Here is an 18,359-nt window from a genome sequence, read left to right as displayed (position 1 = left end):
TTCAATAAGCTCCCAAAAAACCATTTTTATCATAAGGATATTACAAGCACATATATCCTCTTTTATAACCATAAATTGGATTATGCTTTTAACACTAAAAGCACATTCTGCTTTGTAGTTTGCAGATCCCTGCAATCGCCCTTTAAGCGATCAACTCTTTGATGGACGATGACATGACTGAAAAAACTGCGGTACCGGTTTCGGTACTGGATTTATCCCCCATCCCGCAAGGGGCCAAACCGCGTGATGCGTTTCATGCCTCTTTAGATTTAGCACAACACGCCGAGAAATGGGATTACCAACGCTATTGGCTGGCTGAACACCACAATATGACCGGCATCGGCAGCGCGGCAACGTCGGTGCTGCTAGGTTATCTTGCGGCCGGCACCCAAAGCATTCGTCTTGGTTCCGGCGGCGTAATGCTGCCTAACCATTCGCCGTTGGTGATCGCCGAACAATTCGGTACGCTGGAATCGCTGTACCCTGGGCGTATCGATTTGGGCCTTGGTCGCGCACCCGGCACCGATCAACGCACGATGATGGCACTCCGGCGCCATCTGTCCGGCGAAGTGGATAACTTCCCTCGCGACGTACAAGAACTGCAACATTACTTCTGCGATGCGCAGCCAGGACAGCCGGTGCAGGCCGTCCCCGGGCAAGGATTACATGTACCGCTCTGGCTATTGGGCTCCAGCCTGTATAGCGCCCAACTGGCAGCCAAGCTCGGCCTGCCATTTGCTTTCGCGTCCCACTTTGCGCCGGAGATGCTGTTCCAGGCACTGAACCTGTACCGCGATAATTTCAAGGCCTCCGAACAATGCCAACACCCGCACGCCATGGTATGCGTCAACGTGGTGGCTGCCGACAGCGATGCCGATGCGCGCTTCCTGTTTACCTCGATGCAGCAGCAATTTATTAATCTGCGCCGCGGCTCGCCGGGCCCGCTGCCAGCGCCAGTGGACAATATCCACGCGCTGTGGACAGCCGGGGAGCAATACGGGGTCGATCAGGCGTTGCGCATGTCGATTGTCGGGAATGAAAGCACGGTTCGTAACGGATTTCAGACATTACTGCGCGAAACCGGCGCGGATGAAATCATGGTCAACGGCCAGATTTTTGATCATCAGGCACGGCTACATTCGTTTGAGATTGTTGCCGCAGTCAAAGGCGATCTGGTGAAAGGCTAAACGACTCGGGCGCCTGCACGGCGCCCTCATTTTATCAGCGCTGGATTAAATAACGGATGGTCGGCCCGTCCTGTTGGATATCCAGCACCTTGTAGCCATGGTTGCGCGCATCGAGAGGAATGTTGTTGATCGACTGCGGGCAATCGCTGATTACCTCCAGGATTTCCCCCGGCTTCAACTGCGGCATCGCCTCCAGCGTCGCCACCGCCGGATAAGGACAAGGCTCGCCGAGCATATCCAGCCGGTAATCCGGCACTATCGCCGCTTGCTTCATGACATACTCCTTAAATTAACCACCTGCGCATTGGGTTTCGCGCGGAAAAAACGCTTCTCCCACCACAGCATCGCGGCAAATGCCAATGCCAGCAGCAGGTAGGTCACAAGCAACCCTCCGATAGGACCGAAGGTATCGAGTAAATTGACTTTGTCGTAATCCGTCGCCAATGCCGGGGCCAAATCATCCCAATAGTAAGCCAACAGCGTGGCCCCGATAATATTACCCAGCCCGACCCACCAATAGTGGACTTGCCCTTCCACCGCCCGATACATCCAGCCGGTTTCACAACCACCGGCCAGCACGATGCCAAAGCCGAACAGCAGGCCGCCAAGTACCGCATTCGGGCCGGCCCACATGATTTTCGGCGCCACACCCAGTTGCACATAACTGAAAATGCCAATGGCGCTGACCGCCATGCCGATGATGATCGCTTTTGCCATATGAGTACGTCCGGTGATCCATAAATCACGAAACGCCGAGGTAAAGCAGATCTGTGCGCGTTCAATCAACAGGCCAAAACCGATACCAAACAACATGGCAATACCCAGCTTCGGCGCATCAAATAACGTCCACAATGACCAGGCAATCGACAGGAAGAAAATCACCATCCCCAAACGGAAGCGGCGACGAGCCTGCTCCGGCTTTTGCGTCAATGGTGCGGCAGCCTTCACTTTCTGTAATTTTATCGGGATGCGGAACATGGGCAACAGGGTAAATTTAGCGCCAAAGTAAGAGCCCGCGGCGGTTGCCAACGCGAAGAACCAAGCGTGGAGCGAGAACTGAGGAATACCGGTAAAGAACGCAGCCAGATTGCAACCCATCGCGAGACGCGCCCCAAAACCGGCGATAATACCGCCCAGCAGCGCTTGTACAATACGGATACGATGCTGTGGCTGCCGCAGCTTGATGTTATTGGCCCACAGCGCCGCAGCGATACAGCCGGCGAACATGCCGATGATCATCCGGCCATCAATGCGTTGCAGCGGCGTCCCCTCAAGGCCAATGACTTTGAAGTAACCCCATTGTTCAGGGTGGAAACCAAACCATTGCAATACATGGCCGCCCCAACGGGTAAATTCCCCCGTTACCGCCCAGAAGGTACCGGTCAGGCCGAAGTAATAGGTAGAGAGGATCCCCGCAGCAATCACCGCGGGTAAAGGTGCCCAAAAACGCACCAGGTATTGAGACTTAAACTGCTGCCAACTCATGGCATCTCCCGTGCATAGTATCCATAAGAAAAAACCTTATAAATGATACGCCATTTTCCTGCACTTCATGGTGAATTTCAGGCATAAAAAAACCAGCCCGAAGGCTGGTTTTTAGTCCGACTCACCGCGAACGGTTAAATCAGGCGTTATGCATCACCGAAGCGACGACGTGGTGTAGCCGGAGCGGCGTCATCACGACGTGGTGCGCGCTGGCCATCACGGTTGAAGTTGCCGCCACGACGCTCGCCACCGTTGCCAGCAGGTGCAGCAGCACCGCCTTCACGACGATCACCGAAAGAACGACGACCTGGGTTTGCCCCTTCACGACGTTCGCCGTTGAATGGACGACCACCGCCACGACGCTCGCCGTTACCGGCAGAAGCAGGACGCTCACGACGCTCATGCGGCTGTGCATCACCCAGCAGTTGCATGTTCATCGGTTTGTTCAAGATACGGGTACGGGTGAAGTGAGACAGGATCTCGCCCGGCATACCTTTTGGCAGCTCAATAGTAGAGTGGCCAGCGAACAGCTTGATGTTACCGATGTAACGGCTGCTGATGTCGCCTTCGTTAGCGATCGCGCCAACGATATGACGAACTTCCACGCCATCATCACGGCCCACTTCAATGCGGTACAGCTGCATTTCGCCAACGTCACGACGTTCACGACGTGGACGCTCAGCGCCACCATCACGGCTGTCTGGACGTGAATCACGACGACGGTCGTTACCACGATCGTCACGGTCGTTGAATTCACGACGTTGACGCGGTTTGAATACAGGATCCGGTGGCAGAATCAGAGGACGTTCACCCTGGGCCATTTTCAGCAGTGCTGCGGCCAGCGTTTCCATTTCCAGCTCTTCTTCCGGTTGCAGTTTAGCCAGCAGTGCGCGGTACATGTCCAGATCGCTGCTTTCCAGCTGTTGCTGTACTTTAGCGGCGAACTTGGCCAGACGACGCTCACCCAGCAGTTCTGCATTTGGCAGTTCTACTTCTGGAATGGTCAGCTTCATGGTGCGTTCGATGTTGCGCAGCAGGCGACGTTCGCGGTTTTCTACGAACAGCAGCGCACGGCCGGCACGACCAGCACGACCGGTACGGCCGATACGGTGAACGTAAGACTCTGAATCCATAGGGATATCATAGTTTACAACCAGGCTGATACGCTCAACGTCCAGGCCACGAGCCGCAACGTCGGTCGCGATCAGAATGTCCAGACGGCCACTCTTCAGACGCTCCAGGGTTTGCTCACGCAGGGCCTGGTTCATGTCACCGTTCAGCGCGGCGCTGTTGTAGCCACTGCGCTCCAGCGCTTCAGCCACTTCCAGGGTCGCGTTTTTGGTACGAACGAAAATAATCGCCGCATCAAAATCTTCAGCTTCCAGGAAACGCACCAGCGCTTCGTTTTTACGCATGCCCTGTACAGTCCAGTAACTCTGGCTGATGTCCGGACGGGTAGTGATGCTGGATTGGATGCGCACTTCCTGCGGCTCTTTCATAAAGCGGCGGGTAATGCGACGGATCGCTTCCGGCATAGTTGCAGAGAACAGCGCGGTCTGATGTTCAGCCGGGATCTCCGCCATGATGGTTTCTACGTCTTCGATGAAGCCCATGCGCAGCATTTCGTCGGCTTCATCCAGTACCAGACCGCTCAGGTTAGAGAGGTTCAGGGTGCCACGCTTCAGGTGGTCCAGCAGACGGCCTGGAGTCCCTACTACGATTTGCGGGCCCTGACGCAGAGCGCGCAGCTGCACGTCATAACGCTGGCCGCCGTACAGGGCCACGACGTTAACGCCATGCATGTGTTTAGAGAAATCGGTCATCGCTTCAGCAACCTGAACCGCCAGTTCGCGGGTCGGTGCCAGCACCAGGATCTGAGGTGCTTTCAGGGAAGCGTCAAGGTTGTGCAACAGTGGCAGCGAGAATGCTGCAGTTTTACCGCTACCGGTCTGTGCCATGCCCAGCACATCACGGCCGTTCAACAGGTGAGGAATACACTCAGCCTGGATCGGTGATGGTTTTTCGTAGCCCAGATCGGTCAGGGCAGAAATGATAGGAGCAGACAGCCCCAGGTCAACAAAAGAGGTTTCAAGCTCAGTAGTCATGTACACGTGCCTCATTAATAATGGCAGCCAGTCTACATAACTCGTCGAGAAAATTTTCAGTCATTTTCATTGAAAAGTGTGAACCGGCTCAAATTAGATTATAAAACGAACAAAAAAGCCCTCGCCCGTAAAGGCGATAACTTTGGCGATAAAACCAATGTCAATCAGGCTGATTACCCTTCATCTTCCAAGCTGCTGTGTTAGCTGCTCTCCCTCATCCTCGTCACTTAGTGAACTAAGCTCCCAGGGATTCGTTAGATTGCCGCCTTGCCGCAACGTGAAATCTTTTGGGTAGAGGTGTTCGTCAGCTATTGCTGGTCCGATTCCGATAGGTCGTCTTGTTCTTGGCCCAACAGCGCCAATTCCAACAATGCATAGCGGTGCTCAACGAAATTATGAACGTTGTTAGCAACCGTCAGTTTGAACAGCGCCGAAGCGGTGTCCTTGTCCCCCAGACTTAGGTAATGTTTACCTAAATAGAAGTCAGTTTCACTGAGATGCTCAGCGAGCGAAGTGTTATCCGTTGCATCTGCCTTGAGGCGTTCCATCAGCGTTTTTTCGCTAATGTTGCCCAGGTAGAATTCGACAATATTCCATCCCCATTGCCCTCGGTTCGCTTTGTCATAACGCTGCTGGAGCGCTACGTCAGCCTTCTTGGGATCGATTTCTCTTTCCACAAGATACAGCCACAACGAACGGAAGGGATCGTTTGGGTCGTCTTGATAAAACGCCTGCAGATCATCCTGCGCCAACGGGAAGCGGCCGCCATAATACAGTGCGATGCCCCGGTTTAAACGCGCGTAATTGTAAGTTGGATCAAGCTCTAGTACAGAATCAAACGCTTCATAGGCAGCATCAAAATTGCCTGCCTGCGTTAAGTAAATGCCCAGGTAGTTGAAAACTTCTGGCATATCAGGACGTATTGCTAGCGCTTGCGAGAAATCATTGCGCGCTAATGCACGTAGCCCGAGGCTATCATACAACACACCGCGCTCATATAAAAGCTGCGCACGCTCATCGTCCGTCAGTGCCCGGCTGGCAAGTATTTGTTCCATGCGCGCCAGGATCACTTCCTGCTGCAGAGTTGGCTGCAACGGGATTGCCAAAACTTCGTCTTTACGCCAATCATGGTTGCTGCATCCTGCCAGCATGAGTGCTGTCGCAACGTAACACCAGCGCAAGAAAGGCTTCATTTCCCACTCCCGAAGACAAACATTGGATGAACGTCCTGTCATCCGTTTGCTAATACGCAGGCATCCTACCCGCGCGATACGAACAGCTCCCAACCCCATGGCGGGGAGCTGTAAATCTATCTATACAGTTTTTCTACTTATTCTGCTTCAGGCGCAGGTGAACCTGCTTCTGGTGCGGTCGCTTCTTTGATGCTCAGACGCACACGGCCCTGACGGTCAACTTCCAGTACCTTCACAGGCACTTCCTGACCCATTTGCAGATAGTCGGTCACTTTCTCAACACGCTTGTCAGCGATTTGAGAGATGTGAACCAGGCCTTCTTTACCGCCGCCGATCGCCACGAATGCGCCGAAATCAACGATACGGGTAACTTTACCCTGGTAAATACGGCCAACTTCGATCTCAGCAGTGATCTCTTCGATGCGGCGAATAGCGAATTTCGCTTTCTCACCGTCGGTAGCAGCGATTTTAACTGTACCATCATCTTCGATTTCAATGGTAGTGCCGGTCTCTTCAGTCAACGCACGGATGACAGAACCGCCTTTACCAATCACGTCTTTGATCTTATCCGGGTTAATGCGGATAGTATGAATACGTGGTGCAAACTGAGAGATATCGCCACGCGGAGTGCTGATAGCCTGTTCCATCACGCCCAGGATGTGCAGACGTGCGCCCTTGGCTTGGTTCAGTGCCACCTGCATGATTTCGCGGGTGATGCCTTCAATTTTAATGTCCATCTGCAGCGCGGTGATACCGTCGCGGCTACCGGCCACTTTGAAGTCCATGTCGCCCAGGTGGTCTTCGTCACCCAGAATGTCGGACAGAACAACAAAGTTGTCTTGTTCTTTCACCAGGCCCATTGCGATACCCGCAACAGCAGCCTTGATTGGCACACCTGCGTCCATCAGCGCCAGAGAAGCGCCACAGACTGAAGCCATGGAAGAAGAACCGTTAGATTCGGTGATTTCAGAAACCACACGCACCGTGTACGGGAAATCTTCTGCTTTAGGCATCATAGCTAATACGCCACGTTTCGCCAGGCGACCGTGACCAATTTCACGACGTTTAGGCGAACCCACCATCCCAGTCTCACCAACGGAGTACGGAGGGAAGTTGTAGTGGAACAGGAAGCTGTCGGTCTTCTCGCCCATCAGCTCATCCAGATTCTGTGCATCACGGGCAGTACCCAGCGTTGCAGTAACCAGAGCCTGAGTTTCACCACGGGTGAACAGTGCGGAACCGTGAGTACGCGGCAGAACGCCAGTGCGCACGTCCAGGCCACGAATCATGTCTTTTTCACGGCCATCGATACGCGGTTCGCCACGCAGTACGCGGCTACGAACGACGTTTTTCTCAACGCTGCCCAGGATGTCCTGAATTTCAGACACGTCCAGAGTTTCGTCTTGCGCCAGCAGGGTTTCAACAACGCTGCTCTTAATCGCATCTACCTGAGCATAGCGCTCTTGTTTCTCGGTGATGTGATAAGCGTCGCCCAGACGGGCTTCTGCCAGTTCTGCAACGCGCGCGTGCAGCGCTTCATTGATGGCAGGTGCCTGCCAATCCCACTTAGGTTTGCCCGCTTCAGCAACCAGAGAATTGATGTTCTCGATAACAACCTGCTGTTGTTCGTGGCCAAATACCACCGCGCCCAACATTTGATCTTCGCTCAGAACGTCTGCTTCGGATTCAACCATCAGCACTGCACCCGCGGTACCCGCCACCACCAAGTCCAGGCTGCTTTCTTTCAGCTCGTCGGTGGTTGGGTTCAGCACGTACTGGCTGTTGATGTAACCGACGCGCGCTGCACCGATTGGGCCATTGAACGGAATACCGGACAGGCTCAGGGCTGCAGAGGCACCGATCATCGCAACGATGTCTGGGTTAACCTGTGGGTTTACAGAAACAACGGTCGCAATCACCTGAACTTCGTTCAGGAAGCTGTCTGGGAACAGTGGGCGGATTGGGCGGTCAATCAGACGTGAAGTCAGCGTTTCGCCTTCGCTCGGGCGGCCTTCACGACGGAAGAAGCTGCCTGGGATACGACCAGCAGCGTAGGTACGCTCCTGATAGTTAACAGTCAGTGGGAAGAAGCTCTGGCCTGGTTTGGCTTTTTTCTGGCCAACCACGGTAACGAATACGGCGGTGTCATCCATGCTCACCATAACAGCGGCAGTGGCCTGACGAGCCATCATGCCCGTCTCAATAGTGACGGTATGCTGGCCATACTGGAATTTGCGAATGATCGGTGTCAGCAAAATTATATCCTTTGATTAGGCGCGCAATCGTATTGACGACTCGACACGCCAGTGACTCGACTTGCCTTCTCACTACATCCTCGCGACTAATGACAATCCTTATCTCAAGCCTGAGACAAAGCCTCTCATTAGCCGCGCGAACCTCTGTAATGGAAGATCCTATTTGGAAACATCAGTAATACATTAACCTGATTTGCTTATGCTTCCTAGAAGAAAGGGGCCAAAATAGGCCCCTTTCCACTGAAACTCGCTAGATTAGCGACGCAGACCCAGACGCTCGATCAGGCTGGTGTAACGTGCTACATCTTTACGCTTCAGGTAGTCCAGCAGCTTACGACGCTGAGAAACCATACGCAGCAGACCACGACGGCTGTGGTGATCTTTTTTGTGCTCTGAGAAGTGGCCTTGCAGATGGTTGATCTGCGCAGTCAACAGGGCAACCTGAACTTCGGAAGAACCGCTGTCGTTAGTACCACGACCGAAATCAGCTACGATTTTAGCTTTAGCTTCAACACTTAGAGACATTGTCATACTCCAGAATTATAGATAATAAATACAGGCGCCGATCTCTAATTCAGCAACCCAATGCATAAGCTGCGCCATTCTACTCTTAGCGCAGTGCGATCGCAAGGCAGCGCGCTTTCTACCCTCAGTCGAAATATTCGACGACCAGGCGGCGCGGCGCCACACGACCATCATCGGCAATATCACCCACGCCGATAAATTTACGTTCTTCACCTTCAGTGATGCGCACCATACCTGAAGCCGGTGCGCCGGCGACCTGTACCGGCTGCCCCTGCTTGACGTAACCCGCAACAACGGGCAGCAGGTTCACTTCCGGGTAGTTTTCAACCGGGCTATCCATCGGCATCAGCAGCGGATCGAGCAATTCTGCCGGCGCGATTTCCTGCGCCTGGGCTTGCTCCATCAGTGCGTTCAACTGCTCCAGCGTGACCATGCGTTCGGTCGGATAGGTCGCCACCTGCAGACGACGCAGGTAGATCACATGCGCACCGCAGCCTAACAGCTCGCCGAGGTCATCGGTGATGGTGCGGATGTAAGTGCCTTTTGAGCAGTGAATCTCCAGCTCCAGCTCATCCCCTTCCCAGCGAATAAATTGCAGCTCGTAAACGGTAATGCTGCGTGCTTCACGTGGAACTTCAATACCCTGGCGTGCATACTCATAGAGTTTCTTGCCTTGATACTTCAGCGCTGAGTACATCGAAGGCACTTGCTTGATATCGCCACGGAAGCTTTCAAGCGCTACGTCAAGCTGGGCTTGGGTGAAATTCACCGGACGCTCTTGCACGATTTGACCATCGGCATCCGAAGTATCCGTACGCTGACCAAGACGGGCGATAACACGATAACGTTTATCGGAATCGAGCAGGAACTGTGAAAACTTGGTCGCCTCACCGAGACAGATCGGCAGCATACCGGTCGCCAGCGGATCGAGCGCACCCGTGTGGCCCGCGCGGTTGGCGTTATAGAGACGTTTTACTTTTTGCAGGGCGTCGTTGGATGACAAGCCCTGCGATTTGTCCAACAGCAGGACACCGTGGATATCACGGCCGCGGCGACGAGGGCGACTCATTAAGCCTCCTCGTCATCGCCTGATGCGGAACGGCGTTCGACGTCCTTCTTCACGACGTTGGTGACCAGGTTAGACATGCGCATGCCTTCAACCAGGGAGTTGTCGTACGCGAAGGTCAACTCTGGAACGACACGCAGGCGCATAGCTTTACCCAGCAGCGTGCGGATATAACCGGAAGCGTCTTGCAATGCTTTAATGCCGTTAGGCACCAGTTCCGGATCGGCGTTTTCGGTCAACACGTTCAGGAAGGTGACATAAACTTTGGCGTAGGCCAAATCACGAGAAACTTCTACACCAGAAACGGTAGCCATGCCGATACGCGGATCTTTGACTTCACGCTGCAGAATGATAGCAATCTCTTTTTGCATCTCTTGTGCCACGCGCTGACCGCGGCTGAATTCTTTTGCCATTTTGGATTCTCCAGACAAATCGGGGGGCACAAGGCCCCCCAGAACAGACTTAAGCAGATGTGCTAGCGTTAAGCGATGGTGCGTTGGATCTCGATGATTTCGAACACTTCGATCATGTCGCCGACGCGCACGTCGTTGTAGTTCTTAACGCCGATACCACATTCCATGCCGTTACGGACTTCGTTAACGTCATCTTTGAAGCGGCGCAGGGATTCCAGCTCGCCTTCATAGATAACCACGTTGTCGCGCAGAACGCGGATTGGGTTGTGACGCTTGATGTTACCCTCGGTAACCATACAACCTGCAATGGCACCAAATTTAGGGGATTTGAACACGTCACGTACTTCGGCCAGGCCGATAATCTGCTGCTTGTACTCAGGCGCCAACATACCGCTCATCGCCTGCTTCACTTCGTCGATCAGGTTATAGATCACGGAGTAGTAACGCAGATCCAGGCTTTCTGCTTCAATCACGCGGCGCGCAGAAGCGTCGGCACGGACGTTGAAGCCCAGGATGATGGCGTTGGAAGCGGCTGCCAGCGTTGCGTCGGTTTCAGTGATACCACCGACACCGGAGCCAACAATCTTCACTTTCACTTCGTCGGTAGAGAGTTTCAGCAGTGAATCCATAATGGCTTCACAAGAACCCTGTACGTCAGATTTCAGTACGATGTTCAGCTCAGAAACTTCACCGTCGGTCATGTTCGCAAACATGTTTTCCAGTTTAGATTTCTGCTGACGCGCCAGTTTAACTTCACGGAACTTGCCTTGACGGTACAGCGCAACTTCACGCGCTTTCTTCTCGTCACGCACAACAGTCGCTTCATCACCGGCAGCAGGAACGCTGGACAGGCCCAGGATCTCAACCGGAATAGAAGGACCCGCAGAGGTCACTTCACGACCCAGTTCGTCACGCATCGCACGTACGCGGCCGTATTCGAAACCACACAGAACGATATCGCCTTTATTCAGCGTACCTTCTTGTACCAGTACGGTAGCAACCGGACCACGACCTTTATCCAAGAAGGATTCGATAACCACGCCGCTTGCCATGCCGCTGCGAACTGCTTTCAGTTCAAGCACTTCAGACTGCAACAAGATTGCGTTCAGCAGTTCGTCGATACCGGTACCGGCTTTCGCAGATACGTGGACGAACTGTGCTTCGCCGCCCCACTCTTCCGGCATAACGCCGTACTGGGACAGTTCCTGCTTAACGCGGTCTGGATCAGCTTCTGGCTTGTCAATCTTGTTCACTGCAACAACCAACGGCACCTGCGCTGCTTTCGCATGCTGGATAGCTTCGATGGTTTGCGGCATCACGCCGTCGTCGGCAGCAACAACCAGAACAACGATGTCAGTCGCCTGAGCACCACGGGCACGCATTGAGGTAAACGCTGCGTGGCCTGGGGTATCCAGGAAGGTGATCATGCCGTTTTCGGTTTCTACGTGGTAAGCACCGATATGCTGGGTAATACCGCCGGCCTCGCCTGCTGCCACTTTGGTGGAGCGGATGTAGTCCAGCAGAGAAGTTTTACCGTGGTCAACGTGGCCCATGATGGTCACAACTGGCGCACGTGGCTCAGCAGCGGCACCGGTATCACGATCGCTCATCAGCGCTTCTTCCAGCTCGTTCTCACGACGCAGGATAACTTTGTGGCCCATCTCTTCGGCAACCAGCTGTGCGGTTTCCTGATCGATGACCTGGTTGATAGTGGCCATTGCGCCCAGTTTCATCATCGCTTTGATGACCTGAGAGCCTTTAACCGCCATCTTGTTAGCCAGTTCAGCTACGGTGATGGTTTCACCGATCACAACGTCACGGTTAACCACTTGAGCCGGCTTGTTGAAGCCCTGCTGCAGAGTGCTTGGCTTACGCTTGCCTTTACCACCACGGGTAACGGCGCGCGCTTCTTCACGGTCTGCTTTAGACTCGGAAAGCTTGTTGCCTTTCTTCTGCTTGGTTGCTTTACCGCCACGCGTACGGCTGCGGCGTTCGCCTTCAACTTTAGCGTCGTTTTCGTCTTCGGCTGCACGGGCGTGCTGAGAGGTGGTCACGTGGTAGTCGGCTGTTTCAACCGCAGCGCTTGCTGCTTCAGCTTCGGCCCACTTCTCACCGTTCTCTTCGGCCATGCGGCGCGCTTCTTCCGCGACACGTTTGGCGTCTTCTTCAACCTTACGTCGTACTTCCTCTTCCGCTTTACGTTTCAGTTCGGCGGCTTCGGCTTCACGGCGTGCTTTTTCTGCCTGAGCTGGCTTGGTCATTTCGTCGGTATGTTGATTCGTCACTTTTTCTTTTTCCGCTGAATTACGCTTAGCAATCTCCGCGGCCTCACGTTTGGCTTGCTCTTCGGCTACGCGCTTTGCTTCTGCTTCGCGTTTCGCTAGCTCTTCTGCTGCGCGCTGTGCCTGCTCTTCCGCTTCACGCTGTGCCTGCTCTGCCGCTTCAGCCTGTTGGGCTTCTGGCGTATCGCGATTTACATAAGTGCGTTTCTTGCGGACCTCAATTTGCACCGATTTACTTTTACCGCCGGTGCTCGGAATATTCAAGGTGCTGCGCGTTTTGCGCTGCAACGTGAGCTTACCCGGCGCGCTACCGTGTTCACGGTTCAAGTGCGCCAGTAAAGCTTCTTTCTCATGTTGGGTTACAGAGTCTGTCTCAGACTTGTTAATCCCTGCATCAGCAAACTGCTGTACCAGGCGATCAACTGGAGTCTGAATCTCTGCTGCCAGCGATTTTACGGTTACATCTGTCGTCATGCTGTTCCTTCCTGCTACAGTTTATTACGCGTTGTCGCCAAACCAACAGATATTACGTGCGGCCATAATCAGCTCGCCGGCTTGCTCATCGCTAAGCCCTTCAATATCAGCCAGATCGTCAACACCCTGCTCGGCAAGATCTTCCAGCGTACAAACCCCACGCGCGGCCAGTTTAAAGGCCATGCTGCGCTCAAGACCCGGCAGGTTGAGCAAATCATCAGCAGGTTTTTGGTCGCCCAGGCTTTCTTCTTGTGCCAGGGCCAGCGTGGTCAATGCAGCTTTGGCGCGATCGCGCAACGCTTCAACCATATCTTCATCCAGACCGTCGATTTCCAGCAACTCTTTGATTGGCACGTAAGCCAACTCTTCCAGAGTAGAGAAGCCTTCTTCAACCAGTACGGTGGCGAAATCTTCGTCAATATCAAGATGCTTGGTGAAGGTATCAATGGCGGCATGAGCTTCGGCCTGATGCTTGGCCTGCAGATCGTCCGCCGTCATCACGTTCAGTTCCCAACGGTCATCGTCACGATGTTGTTTTAACAGCTGGGATGCCAAACGCACGTTTTGGCCATTACGGCCGATCGCCTGTGCCAGATTGCTGGCTTCAACGGCGATGTCCATAGTGCAATTATCTTCATCAACCACGATAGAGGCAACATCAGCTGGCGCCATAGCGTTGATGACGAACTGCGCTGGGTTATCATCCCACAGGATGATGTCGATACGTTCACCGCCGAGCTCGCTCGAAACGGCCTGAACGCGCGCACCGCGCATACCGACGCAAGCACCGACAGGGTCGATACGCTTGTCGTTAGTTTTCACTGCAATTTTTGCACGGGAGCCAGGATCACGGGCTGCCGCTTTAATTTCGATAACTTCTTCGCCGATTTCCGGTACTTCGATGCGGAACAGTTCTTTCAGCATCTCGGCGCTGGAGCGGCTGACAAACAGCTGCGCACCACGGGCTTCAGGACGAACAGCGTACAGGATGCCGCGGATGCGGTCGCCCGGACGGAAGTTTTCGCGTGGCAGCATGTCTTCACGACCGATCACTGCTTCAGCGTTGCTACCCAGATCCAGCGCAATGCTGTCACGGTTAACTTTTTTCACCACGCCGGTGACGATTTCACCTTCGTGCTGACGGAAAGCATCAACAACCATGGCGCGCTCAGCTTCGCGTACTTTCTGTACGATAACCTGTTTCGCAGTCTGAGTGGTGATACGGTCAAAGGTAACAGACTCAATCTGATCTTCGATGTAACCGCCCAGCTCAATGCCTGGCTCTTCATACTGTGCAGCTTCCAGCGTGATTTCACGCGTCGGCTGAGTCACTTCATCTACGGCGACCCAACGGCGGAAGGTATCGAAATCGCCAGTTTTGCGATCAATGCTGACGCGAACTTCGATTTCCTGCTCGTATTTTTTCTTGGTGGCGGTGGCTAATGCGGTTTCCAGCGCTTCGAAAATCTTCTCACGCGGAAGGGATTTTTCATTGGAAACAGCTTCAACAACAGCCAGAATCTCTTTATTCATCCTAGTTGCCTCATCCAAACTTTAAAAGTGGGGTACCAGGTTCGCTTTCTGGATATTGCTCAGCGCGAACACTTCATCTTTCCCTTCCACAGTAACCGTGATCATCTCGCCATCGACAGACTTAATAATGCCCTGCCATTTGCGACGGTTCTGTACGGCCATGCGCAGGACCAGGCTGACTTCTTCACCGAGGAAACGCGTATAGTGCTCTGCGGTGAACATCGGGCGATCAAGGCCAGGAGAGGAGACTTCCAAGTTGTAAGCGACTGTGATTGGCTCTTCAACGTCCAATACAGCGCTGACCTGGTGGCTGACATCAGCACAATCGTCAACATTGATGCCGTTTTCACTATCAATATAGATACGGAGCGTCGATTGGCGCGCACGAATAAATTCGATGCCTACAAGTTCAAAGCCCAACGCTTCTACCGGTGCCGAAAGCATCTCTGTTAATTTTTGCTCTAATGTGGACAAGCCCACCCCCAAGACATAAAAAAAGGGCCTAATAGCCCAGTGATTCTGTTGCCAAATAACAAAAAACCCCGAAAATTCGGGGCTTTATGCAACTGGACCCTGTTTGCCGCTAAGCGGCTTCGGTGCAACTTTCTAACAAGTGTCATTTTCAAATGTTGATCGAGAAAAGCGGAATTCAATCGAAAAGTGTATTTGAAAATAAACACTTAAAGGAAAGTGGTTGCGGGGGCCGGATTTGAACCGACGACCTTCGGGTTATGAGCCCGACGAGCTACCAGGCTGCTCCACCCCGCGTCCGAAAACGTGGCAAATATTACGCCGATAATCGCAAAATTGCAAGTTATCTCTGGGATTTGGTACCGAGGATGGGACTCGAACCCACAAGCCCGTTAGGGCACTACCACCTCAAGGTAGCGTGTCTACCAATTCCACCACCTCGGTACTGATTCTTACTGCTAACGGCTGTTATTTATATGAGGTAACAACAACCGTTTTCAAACTCTGTTACTGCTTGGCGCTTACTGCGGGATATCGCTGCTCGGTTTGGTTGGTGCTGCCGGCGCGGTAGTCTGCTCAGATTTCACTGGCTGACCCAAATTTTCCCACTCGCTGCCTTTCTTGCTCTGGTTGGTGCTCAGGTTGCCCAAGATCAGACTGATGACGAAAAACAACGTCGCCAGCACAGCTGTCATGCGGGTCATGAAGTTACCGGAACCACTCGAACCGAACAATGTGCCAGATGCACCTGCTCCGAATGAGGCTCCCATATCAGCGCCTTTACCTTGCTGCAGCATAATCAGAGCAACCAGCCCGATTGAGATCAGCAGGAAAATTACCAGAAGAGCTTCGTACATAGTTGTACCCGTATCCTTGCGGCTTCACCGCGTGCCAAATGCTTCACACCCCAAAGGCTTCTATTTCTATTAAGAAGTCGCAGGCGTTATATCAAACTGCCCACTGAAGCGGGTGTGAATACTAACCAAAGGCGCCAAACCGCGCAAGGGCAATTTGCAGCCACTGGCGCGTTTGCAGAAAAAAACACCAATAAAATTCGCAGGCTGTGATTTCCGGAGACACTTAGTGCCCCCGGAACGCAGTAATGGTCAATTAACCCGCAGACTTCACCGCATCAGCAATGCGATGCGCCAGCGCAGTAACCTGCTGCTCATCTTCACCTTCCACCATCACACGGATCAAAGGTTCAGTACCCGATTTACGCAACAGCACGCGGCCACGACCCGCCAATTCAGCTTCAACCTGCTCGGTAACTTTACGCACGTCTTCAGACTCCAGCGGGTTGTGCTCACCGACAAAGCGCACGTTGACCAGAATCTGCGGAAGTAATTTCATGCCGCTGCACAGATCATGCAGGCTCATGTTATTGCGAACAATGGCAGTCAGCACCTGTAGCCCGGCCACAATGCCATCGCCGGTGGTGGTTTTGTCCAGCAGGATCACATGGCCTGAGTTTTCTGCGCCGATGCGCCAGCCCAGCTCCTGCAGCTTTTCCAGTACATAGCGGTCGCCAACTTTAGCGCGCGCAAACGGGATGCCCAGCTGTTTCAGTGCCAGCTCCAGCCCCATGTTGCTCATCAGCGTGCCGACAGCGCCACCGCGCAGTTGCCCCTGACGCAGCCCTTCACGGGCAATGATGTAGAGAATCTGGTCGCCATCAACCTTGTTGCCCAAGTGATCCACCATCATCACGCGGTCACCGTCGCCATCAAACGCCAGACCGACATGTGCCTTTTCCAGCAGCACGCGCTCCTGCAGTTGACGCACGTCTGTGGCACCACATTTTTCATTGATGTTCATGCCATCCGGCTCAACGCCGATAGCAATCACCGTGGCGCCCAGTTCACGCAGAACGCTAGGTGCAATGTGATAAGTCGCGCCGTTGGCGCAGTCCACCACAATTTTCAGGCCCTTCAGGCTCAGTTCGCTCGGGAAGGTACCTTTACAGAATTCGATATAACGACCCGCTGCATCGATAATTCGGCTGGCTTTACCCAATTCTGAGGATTCGACACAGGTCAGCGGTTTTTCCATTTCAGCTTCAATGGCTTCTTCGACGTGGTCTGGCAGCTTCGCCCCGTCAATGGAGAAGAATTTGATGCCATTGTCGTAAAACGGGTTATGCGATGCCGAGATCACAATACCGGCCTCCGCACGGAAGGTCCGCGTCAAGTATGCCACCGCCGGCGTTGGCATGGGGCCGGTAAAGGAGGCAGACAACCCTGCAGCTGCGAGCCCCGCTTCCAGCGCCGACTCCAGCATATAACCGGAAATACGGGTATCTTTGCCGATAATAATTTTACGTGAACCGTGACGTGCCAATACTTTACCCGCCGCCCAGCCAAGTTTCAGAACGAAATCAGGGGTAATCGGGCTATCACCGACCTTGCCACGAATGCCGTCAGTACCAAAATATTTGCGCTCGCTCATGTCTCTGTCATCCTTTAGCTGAAAGTGTTGCCTCGACGACACGCATCGCCTCGACGGTTTCTTTAACGTCATGCACTCTGACAATCTGTGCGCCCTGCATGGCGGCGATCACCGCACAGGCCACGCTGCCGATAACTCGCTGATCAGGCGGTACATTCAGCAGTTGTCCAATCATCGACTTGCGCGACATCCCTACCAATAGCGGCAGGCCGAAACGATGAAACTCTGACAATCTGGCCAGAAGCTGATAATTGTGCGCTAAATTCTTACCGAAACCGAATCCTGGGTCGAGCAGCAATTTCTGATTTGTAATACCGGCAGCATGACAACGTTCAATATGTCGTTGGAAAAATGCATGCACATCGCCGATAAGATCATCGTAGTGTGGCGCTTGCTGCATGGTACGCGGCTCACCTTGCATGTGCATGAGGCACACCGGCAGGCCACTTTCTGCCGCCGCCGCCAGCGCACCCGGTTCTTGCAGCGAACGAACGTCGTTGATCAGGTGTGCGCCCGCCTGGGCCGACTCGCGAATCACCCCGGCTTTCGAGGTATCCACAGAGATAAAGACTTCAAAACGCTGAGCTATCGCCTCGACTACCGGCACTACCCGTGCGATCTCCTCCTCTTCACTGACCTCTGACGCTCCCGGTCTGGTCGACTCACCCCCCACATCAATCATGGTCGCACCGGCCGAAATCAACGCATGTGCATGTAGCAACGCCTGATTGAGCTGGTTGTGCTTACCGCCGTCAGAAAAAGAATCCGGAGTTACATTGAGGATCCCCATCACCCTTGGGTGGGAAAGATCGAGAGTCATGTCTCGCACGGTTAACTGCATGGCTAATTCACCTTACTATTGCCTGATTGCCTGGTTTACTGCCCACCGGGCAATAAAAAACCCCGGCATGCCGGGGTTCGA

At 53.6% G+C, this 18,359-nt stretch carries 16 protein-coding genes and 2 tRNA genes; 1 reads left to right on the top strand and 17 read right to left on the bottom strand.

Annotation, left to right across the window (positions count from 1 at the left end; genetic code table 11):
• Positions 1 to 173: 173 nt before the first annotated feature.
• On the top strand, positions 174 to 1,187 hold the full coding sequence (locus AC2FCQ_RS07485) for a luciferase-like monooxygenase (protein WP_490307964.1): 1,014 nt from the start codon (positions 174 to 176) through the stop codon (positions 1,185 to 1,187).
• A 34-nt stretch (positions 1,188 to 1,221) separates the two neighbouring features.
• On the opposite strand, the gene yedF is transcribed toward AC2FCQ_RS07485, so the two are convergent.
• From yedF to folP, 17 genes are all read right to left on the bottom strand, one after another.
• The gene (gene yedF / locus AC2FCQ_RS07480; protein ID WP_004952879.1) at positions 1,222 to 1,461 is read right to left on the bottom strand and encodes a sulfurtransferase-like selenium metabolism protein YedF; all 240 of its coding nucleotides are present in this window, start codon (positions 1,459 to 1,461) and stop codon (positions 1,222 to 1,224) included.
• Positions 1,458 to 2,672, bottom strand: a complete 1,215-nt coding sequence (gene yedE, locus AC2FCQ_RS07475; protein ID WP_490307963.1) for a selenium metabolism membrane protein YedE/FdhT — start codon at positions 2,670 to 2,672, stop codon at positions 1,458 to 1,460. Before yedE ends, yedF begins: the two co-directional genes overlap by 4 nt.
• A 146-nt stretch (positions 2,673 to 2,818) precedes the next feature.
• Positions 2,819 to 4,777 carry a DEAD/DEAH family ATP-dependent RNA helicase gene (locus AC2FCQ_RS07470; protein WP_209634360.1) on the bottom strand — a complete coding sequence of 653 codons (1,959 nt, stop codon included), beginning with the start codon at positions 4,775 to 4,777 and terminating at the stop codon, positions 2,819 to 2,821.
• On the bottom strand, positions 4,767 to 4,841 hold the full coding sequence (yrbN, locus tag AC2FCQ_RS07465) for a protein YrbN (RefSeq protein ID WP_223499600.1): 75 nt from the start codon (positions 4,839 to 4,841) through the stop codon (positions 4,767 to 4,769). Before yrbN ends, AC2FCQ_RS07470 begins: the two co-directional genes overlap by 11 nt.
• A gap of 244 nt (positions 4,842 to 5,085) precedes the next feature.
• Positions 5,086 to 5,970, bottom strand: a complete 885-nt coding sequence (gene nlpI / locus AC2FCQ_RS07460; protein ID WP_012004952.1) for a lipoprotein NlpI — start codon at positions 5,968 to 5,970, stop codon at positions 5,086 to 5,088.
• Positions 5,971 to 6,107: 137 nt separating this feature from the next.
• On the bottom strand, positions 6,108 to 8,225 hold the full coding sequence (gene pnp, locus AC2FCQ_RS07455) for a polyribonucleotide nucleotidyltransferase (protein WP_209634358.1): 2,118 nt from the start codon (positions 8,223 to 8,225) through the stop codon (positions 6,108 to 6,110).
• A gap of 255 nt (positions 8,226 to 8,480) precedes the next feature.
• On the bottom strand, positions 8,481 to 8,750 hold the full coding sequence (gene rpsO / locus AC2FCQ_RS07450; RefSeq protein ID WP_012004950.1) for a 30S ribosomal protein S15: 270 nt from the start codon (positions 8,748 to 8,750) through the stop codon (positions 8,481 to 8,483).
• Positions 8,751 to 8,874: 124 nt separating this feature from the next.
• Positions 8,875 to 9,819 carry a tRNA pseudouridine(55) synthase TruB gene (truB, locus tag AC2FCQ_RS07445; protein WP_209634356.1) on the bottom strand — a complete coding sequence of 315 codons (945 nt, stop codon included), beginning with the start codon at positions 9,817 to 9,819 and terminating at the stop codon, positions 8,875 to 8,877.
• Positions 9,819 to 10,229, bottom strand: coding sequence for a 30S ribosome-binding factor RbfA (gene rbfA / locus AC2FCQ_RS07440; protein WP_037423156.1), 411 nt, complete (start codon positions 10,227 to 10,229; stop codon positions 9,819 to 9,821). The genes truB and rbfA overlap by 1 nt, the downstream gene beginning before the upstream one ends.
• A 68-nt stretch (positions 10,230 to 10,297) precedes the next feature.
• The gene (gene infB, locus AC2FCQ_RS07435; protein WP_209634351.1) at positions 10,298 to 12,985 is read right to left on the bottom strand and encodes a translation initiation factor IF-2; all 2,688 of its coding nucleotides are present in this window, start codon (positions 12,983 to 12,985) and stop codon (positions 10,298 to 10,300) included.
• Between the two features lie 24 nt (positions 12,986 to 13,009).
• A complete protein-coding gene (gene nusA / locus AC2FCQ_RS07430; protein WP_012004946.1) occupies positions 13,010 to 14,518 on the bottom strand; it encodes a transcription termination factor NusA in 1,509 nt (502 codons plus the stop codon).
• 21 nt (positions 14,519 to 14,539) lie between these two features.
• Complete coding sequence (gene rimP, locus AC2FCQ_RS07425) at positions 14,540 to 14,992, bottom strand: ribosome maturation factor RimP (protein ID WP_004952852.1); 453 nt, start codon at positions 14,990 to 14,992, stop codon at positions 14,540 to 14,542.
• 217 nt (positions 14,993 to 15,209) lie between these two features.
• Positions 15,210 to 15,286: transfer RNA gene (locus AC2FCQ_RS07420), tRNA-Met, on the bottom strand.
• A 60-nt stretch (positions 15,287 to 15,346) separates the two neighbouring features.
• A tRNA-Leu gene (locus AC2FCQ_RS07415) sits at positions 15,347 to 15,433 on the bottom strand.
• 77 nt (positions 15,434 to 15,510) lie between these two features.
• Positions 15,511 to 15,846: a preprotein translocase subunit SecG gene (gene secG / locus AC2FCQ_RS07410; protein ID WP_020824951.1), complete on the bottom strand. Its 336-nt coding sequence runs from the start codon at positions 15,844 to 15,846 to the stop codon at positions 15,511 to 15,513.
• A gap of 253 nt (positions 15,847 to 16,099) precedes the next feature.
• Positions 16,100 to 17,437, bottom strand: coding sequence for a phosphoglucosamine mutase (gene glmM / locus AC2FCQ_RS07405; protein ID WP_490307962.1), 1,338 nt, complete (start codon positions 17,435 to 17,437; stop codon positions 16,100 to 16,102).
• A gap of 7 nt (positions 17,438 to 17,444) precedes the next feature.
• Positions 17,445 to 18,278 carry a dihydropteroate synthase gene (gene folP, locus AC2FCQ_RS07400; RefSeq protein ID WP_209634347.1) on the bottom strand — a complete coding sequence of 278 codons (834 nt, stop codon included), beginning with the start codon at positions 18,276 to 18,278 and terminating at the stop codon, positions 17,445 to 17,447.
• Between the last annotated feature and the right edge of the window lie 81 nt (positions 18,279 to 18,359).

The organism is Serratia sp. CoH_134_PS_4 (assembly GCF_058190535.1).
The sequence above is the reverse complement of the archived record's forward strand: the minus strand, read 5'-3'. Positions and strand labels throughout refer to the sequence as shown.

What these genes read in the sequence shown, in the direction of transcription:
- AC2FCQ_RS07485 (WP_490307964.1), top strand. Translation starts at nt 174, where the DNA reads ATGACTGAAAAAACTGCGGTACCGGTTTCGGTACTGGATTTATCCCCC.
- yedF (WP_004952879.1), bottom strand. Translation starts at nt 1,461, where the DNA reads ATGAAGCAAGCGGCGATAGTGCCGGATTACCGGCTGGATATGCTCGGC.
- yedE (WP_490307963.1), bottom strand. Translation starts at nt 2,672, where the DNA reads ATGAGTTGGCAGCAGTTTAAGTCTCAATACCTGGTGCGTTTTTGGGCA.
- AC2FCQ_RS07470 (WP_209634360.1), bottom strand. Translation starts at nt 4,777, where the DNA reads ATGACTACTGAGCTTGAAACCTCTTTTGTTGACCTGGGGCTGTCTGCT.
- nlpI (WP_012004952.1), bottom strand. Translation starts at nt 5,970, where the DNA reads ATGAAGCCTTTCTTGCGCTGGTGTTACGTTGCGACAGCACTCATGCTG.
- rpsO (WP_012004950.1), bottom strand. Translation starts at nt 8,750, where the DNA reads ATGTCTCTAAGTGTTGAAGCTAAAGCTAAAATCGTAGCTGATTTCGGT.
- truB (WP_209634356.1), bottom strand. Translation starts at nt 9,819, where the DNA reads ATGAGTCGCCCTCGTCGCCGCGGCCGTGATATCCACGGTGTCCTGCTG.
- rbfA (WP_037423156.1), bottom strand. Translation starts at nt 10,229, where the DNA reads ATGGCAAAAGAATTCAGCCGCGGTCAGCGCGTGGCACAAGAGATGCAA.
- infB (WP_209634351.1), bottom strand. Translation starts at nt 12,985, where the DNA reads ATGACGACAGATGTAACCGTAAAATCGCTGGCAGCAGAGATTCAGACT.
- nusA (WP_012004946.1), bottom strand. Translation starts at nt 14,518, where the DNA reads ATGAATAAAGAGATTCTGGCTGTTGTTGAAGCTGTTTCCAATGAAAAA.
- secG (WP_020824951.1), bottom strand. Translation starts at nt 15,846, where the DNA reads ATGTACGAAGCTCTTCTGGTAATTTTCCTGCTGATCTCAATCGGGCTG.
- glmM (WP_490307962.1), bottom strand. Translation starts at nt 17,437, where the DNA reads ATGAGCGAGCGCAAATATTTTGGTACTGACGGCATTCGTGGCAAGGTC.
- folP (WP_209634347.1), bottom strand. Translation starts at nt 18,278, where the DNA reads ATGCAGTTAACCGTGCGAGACATGACTCTCGATCTTTCCCACCCAAGG.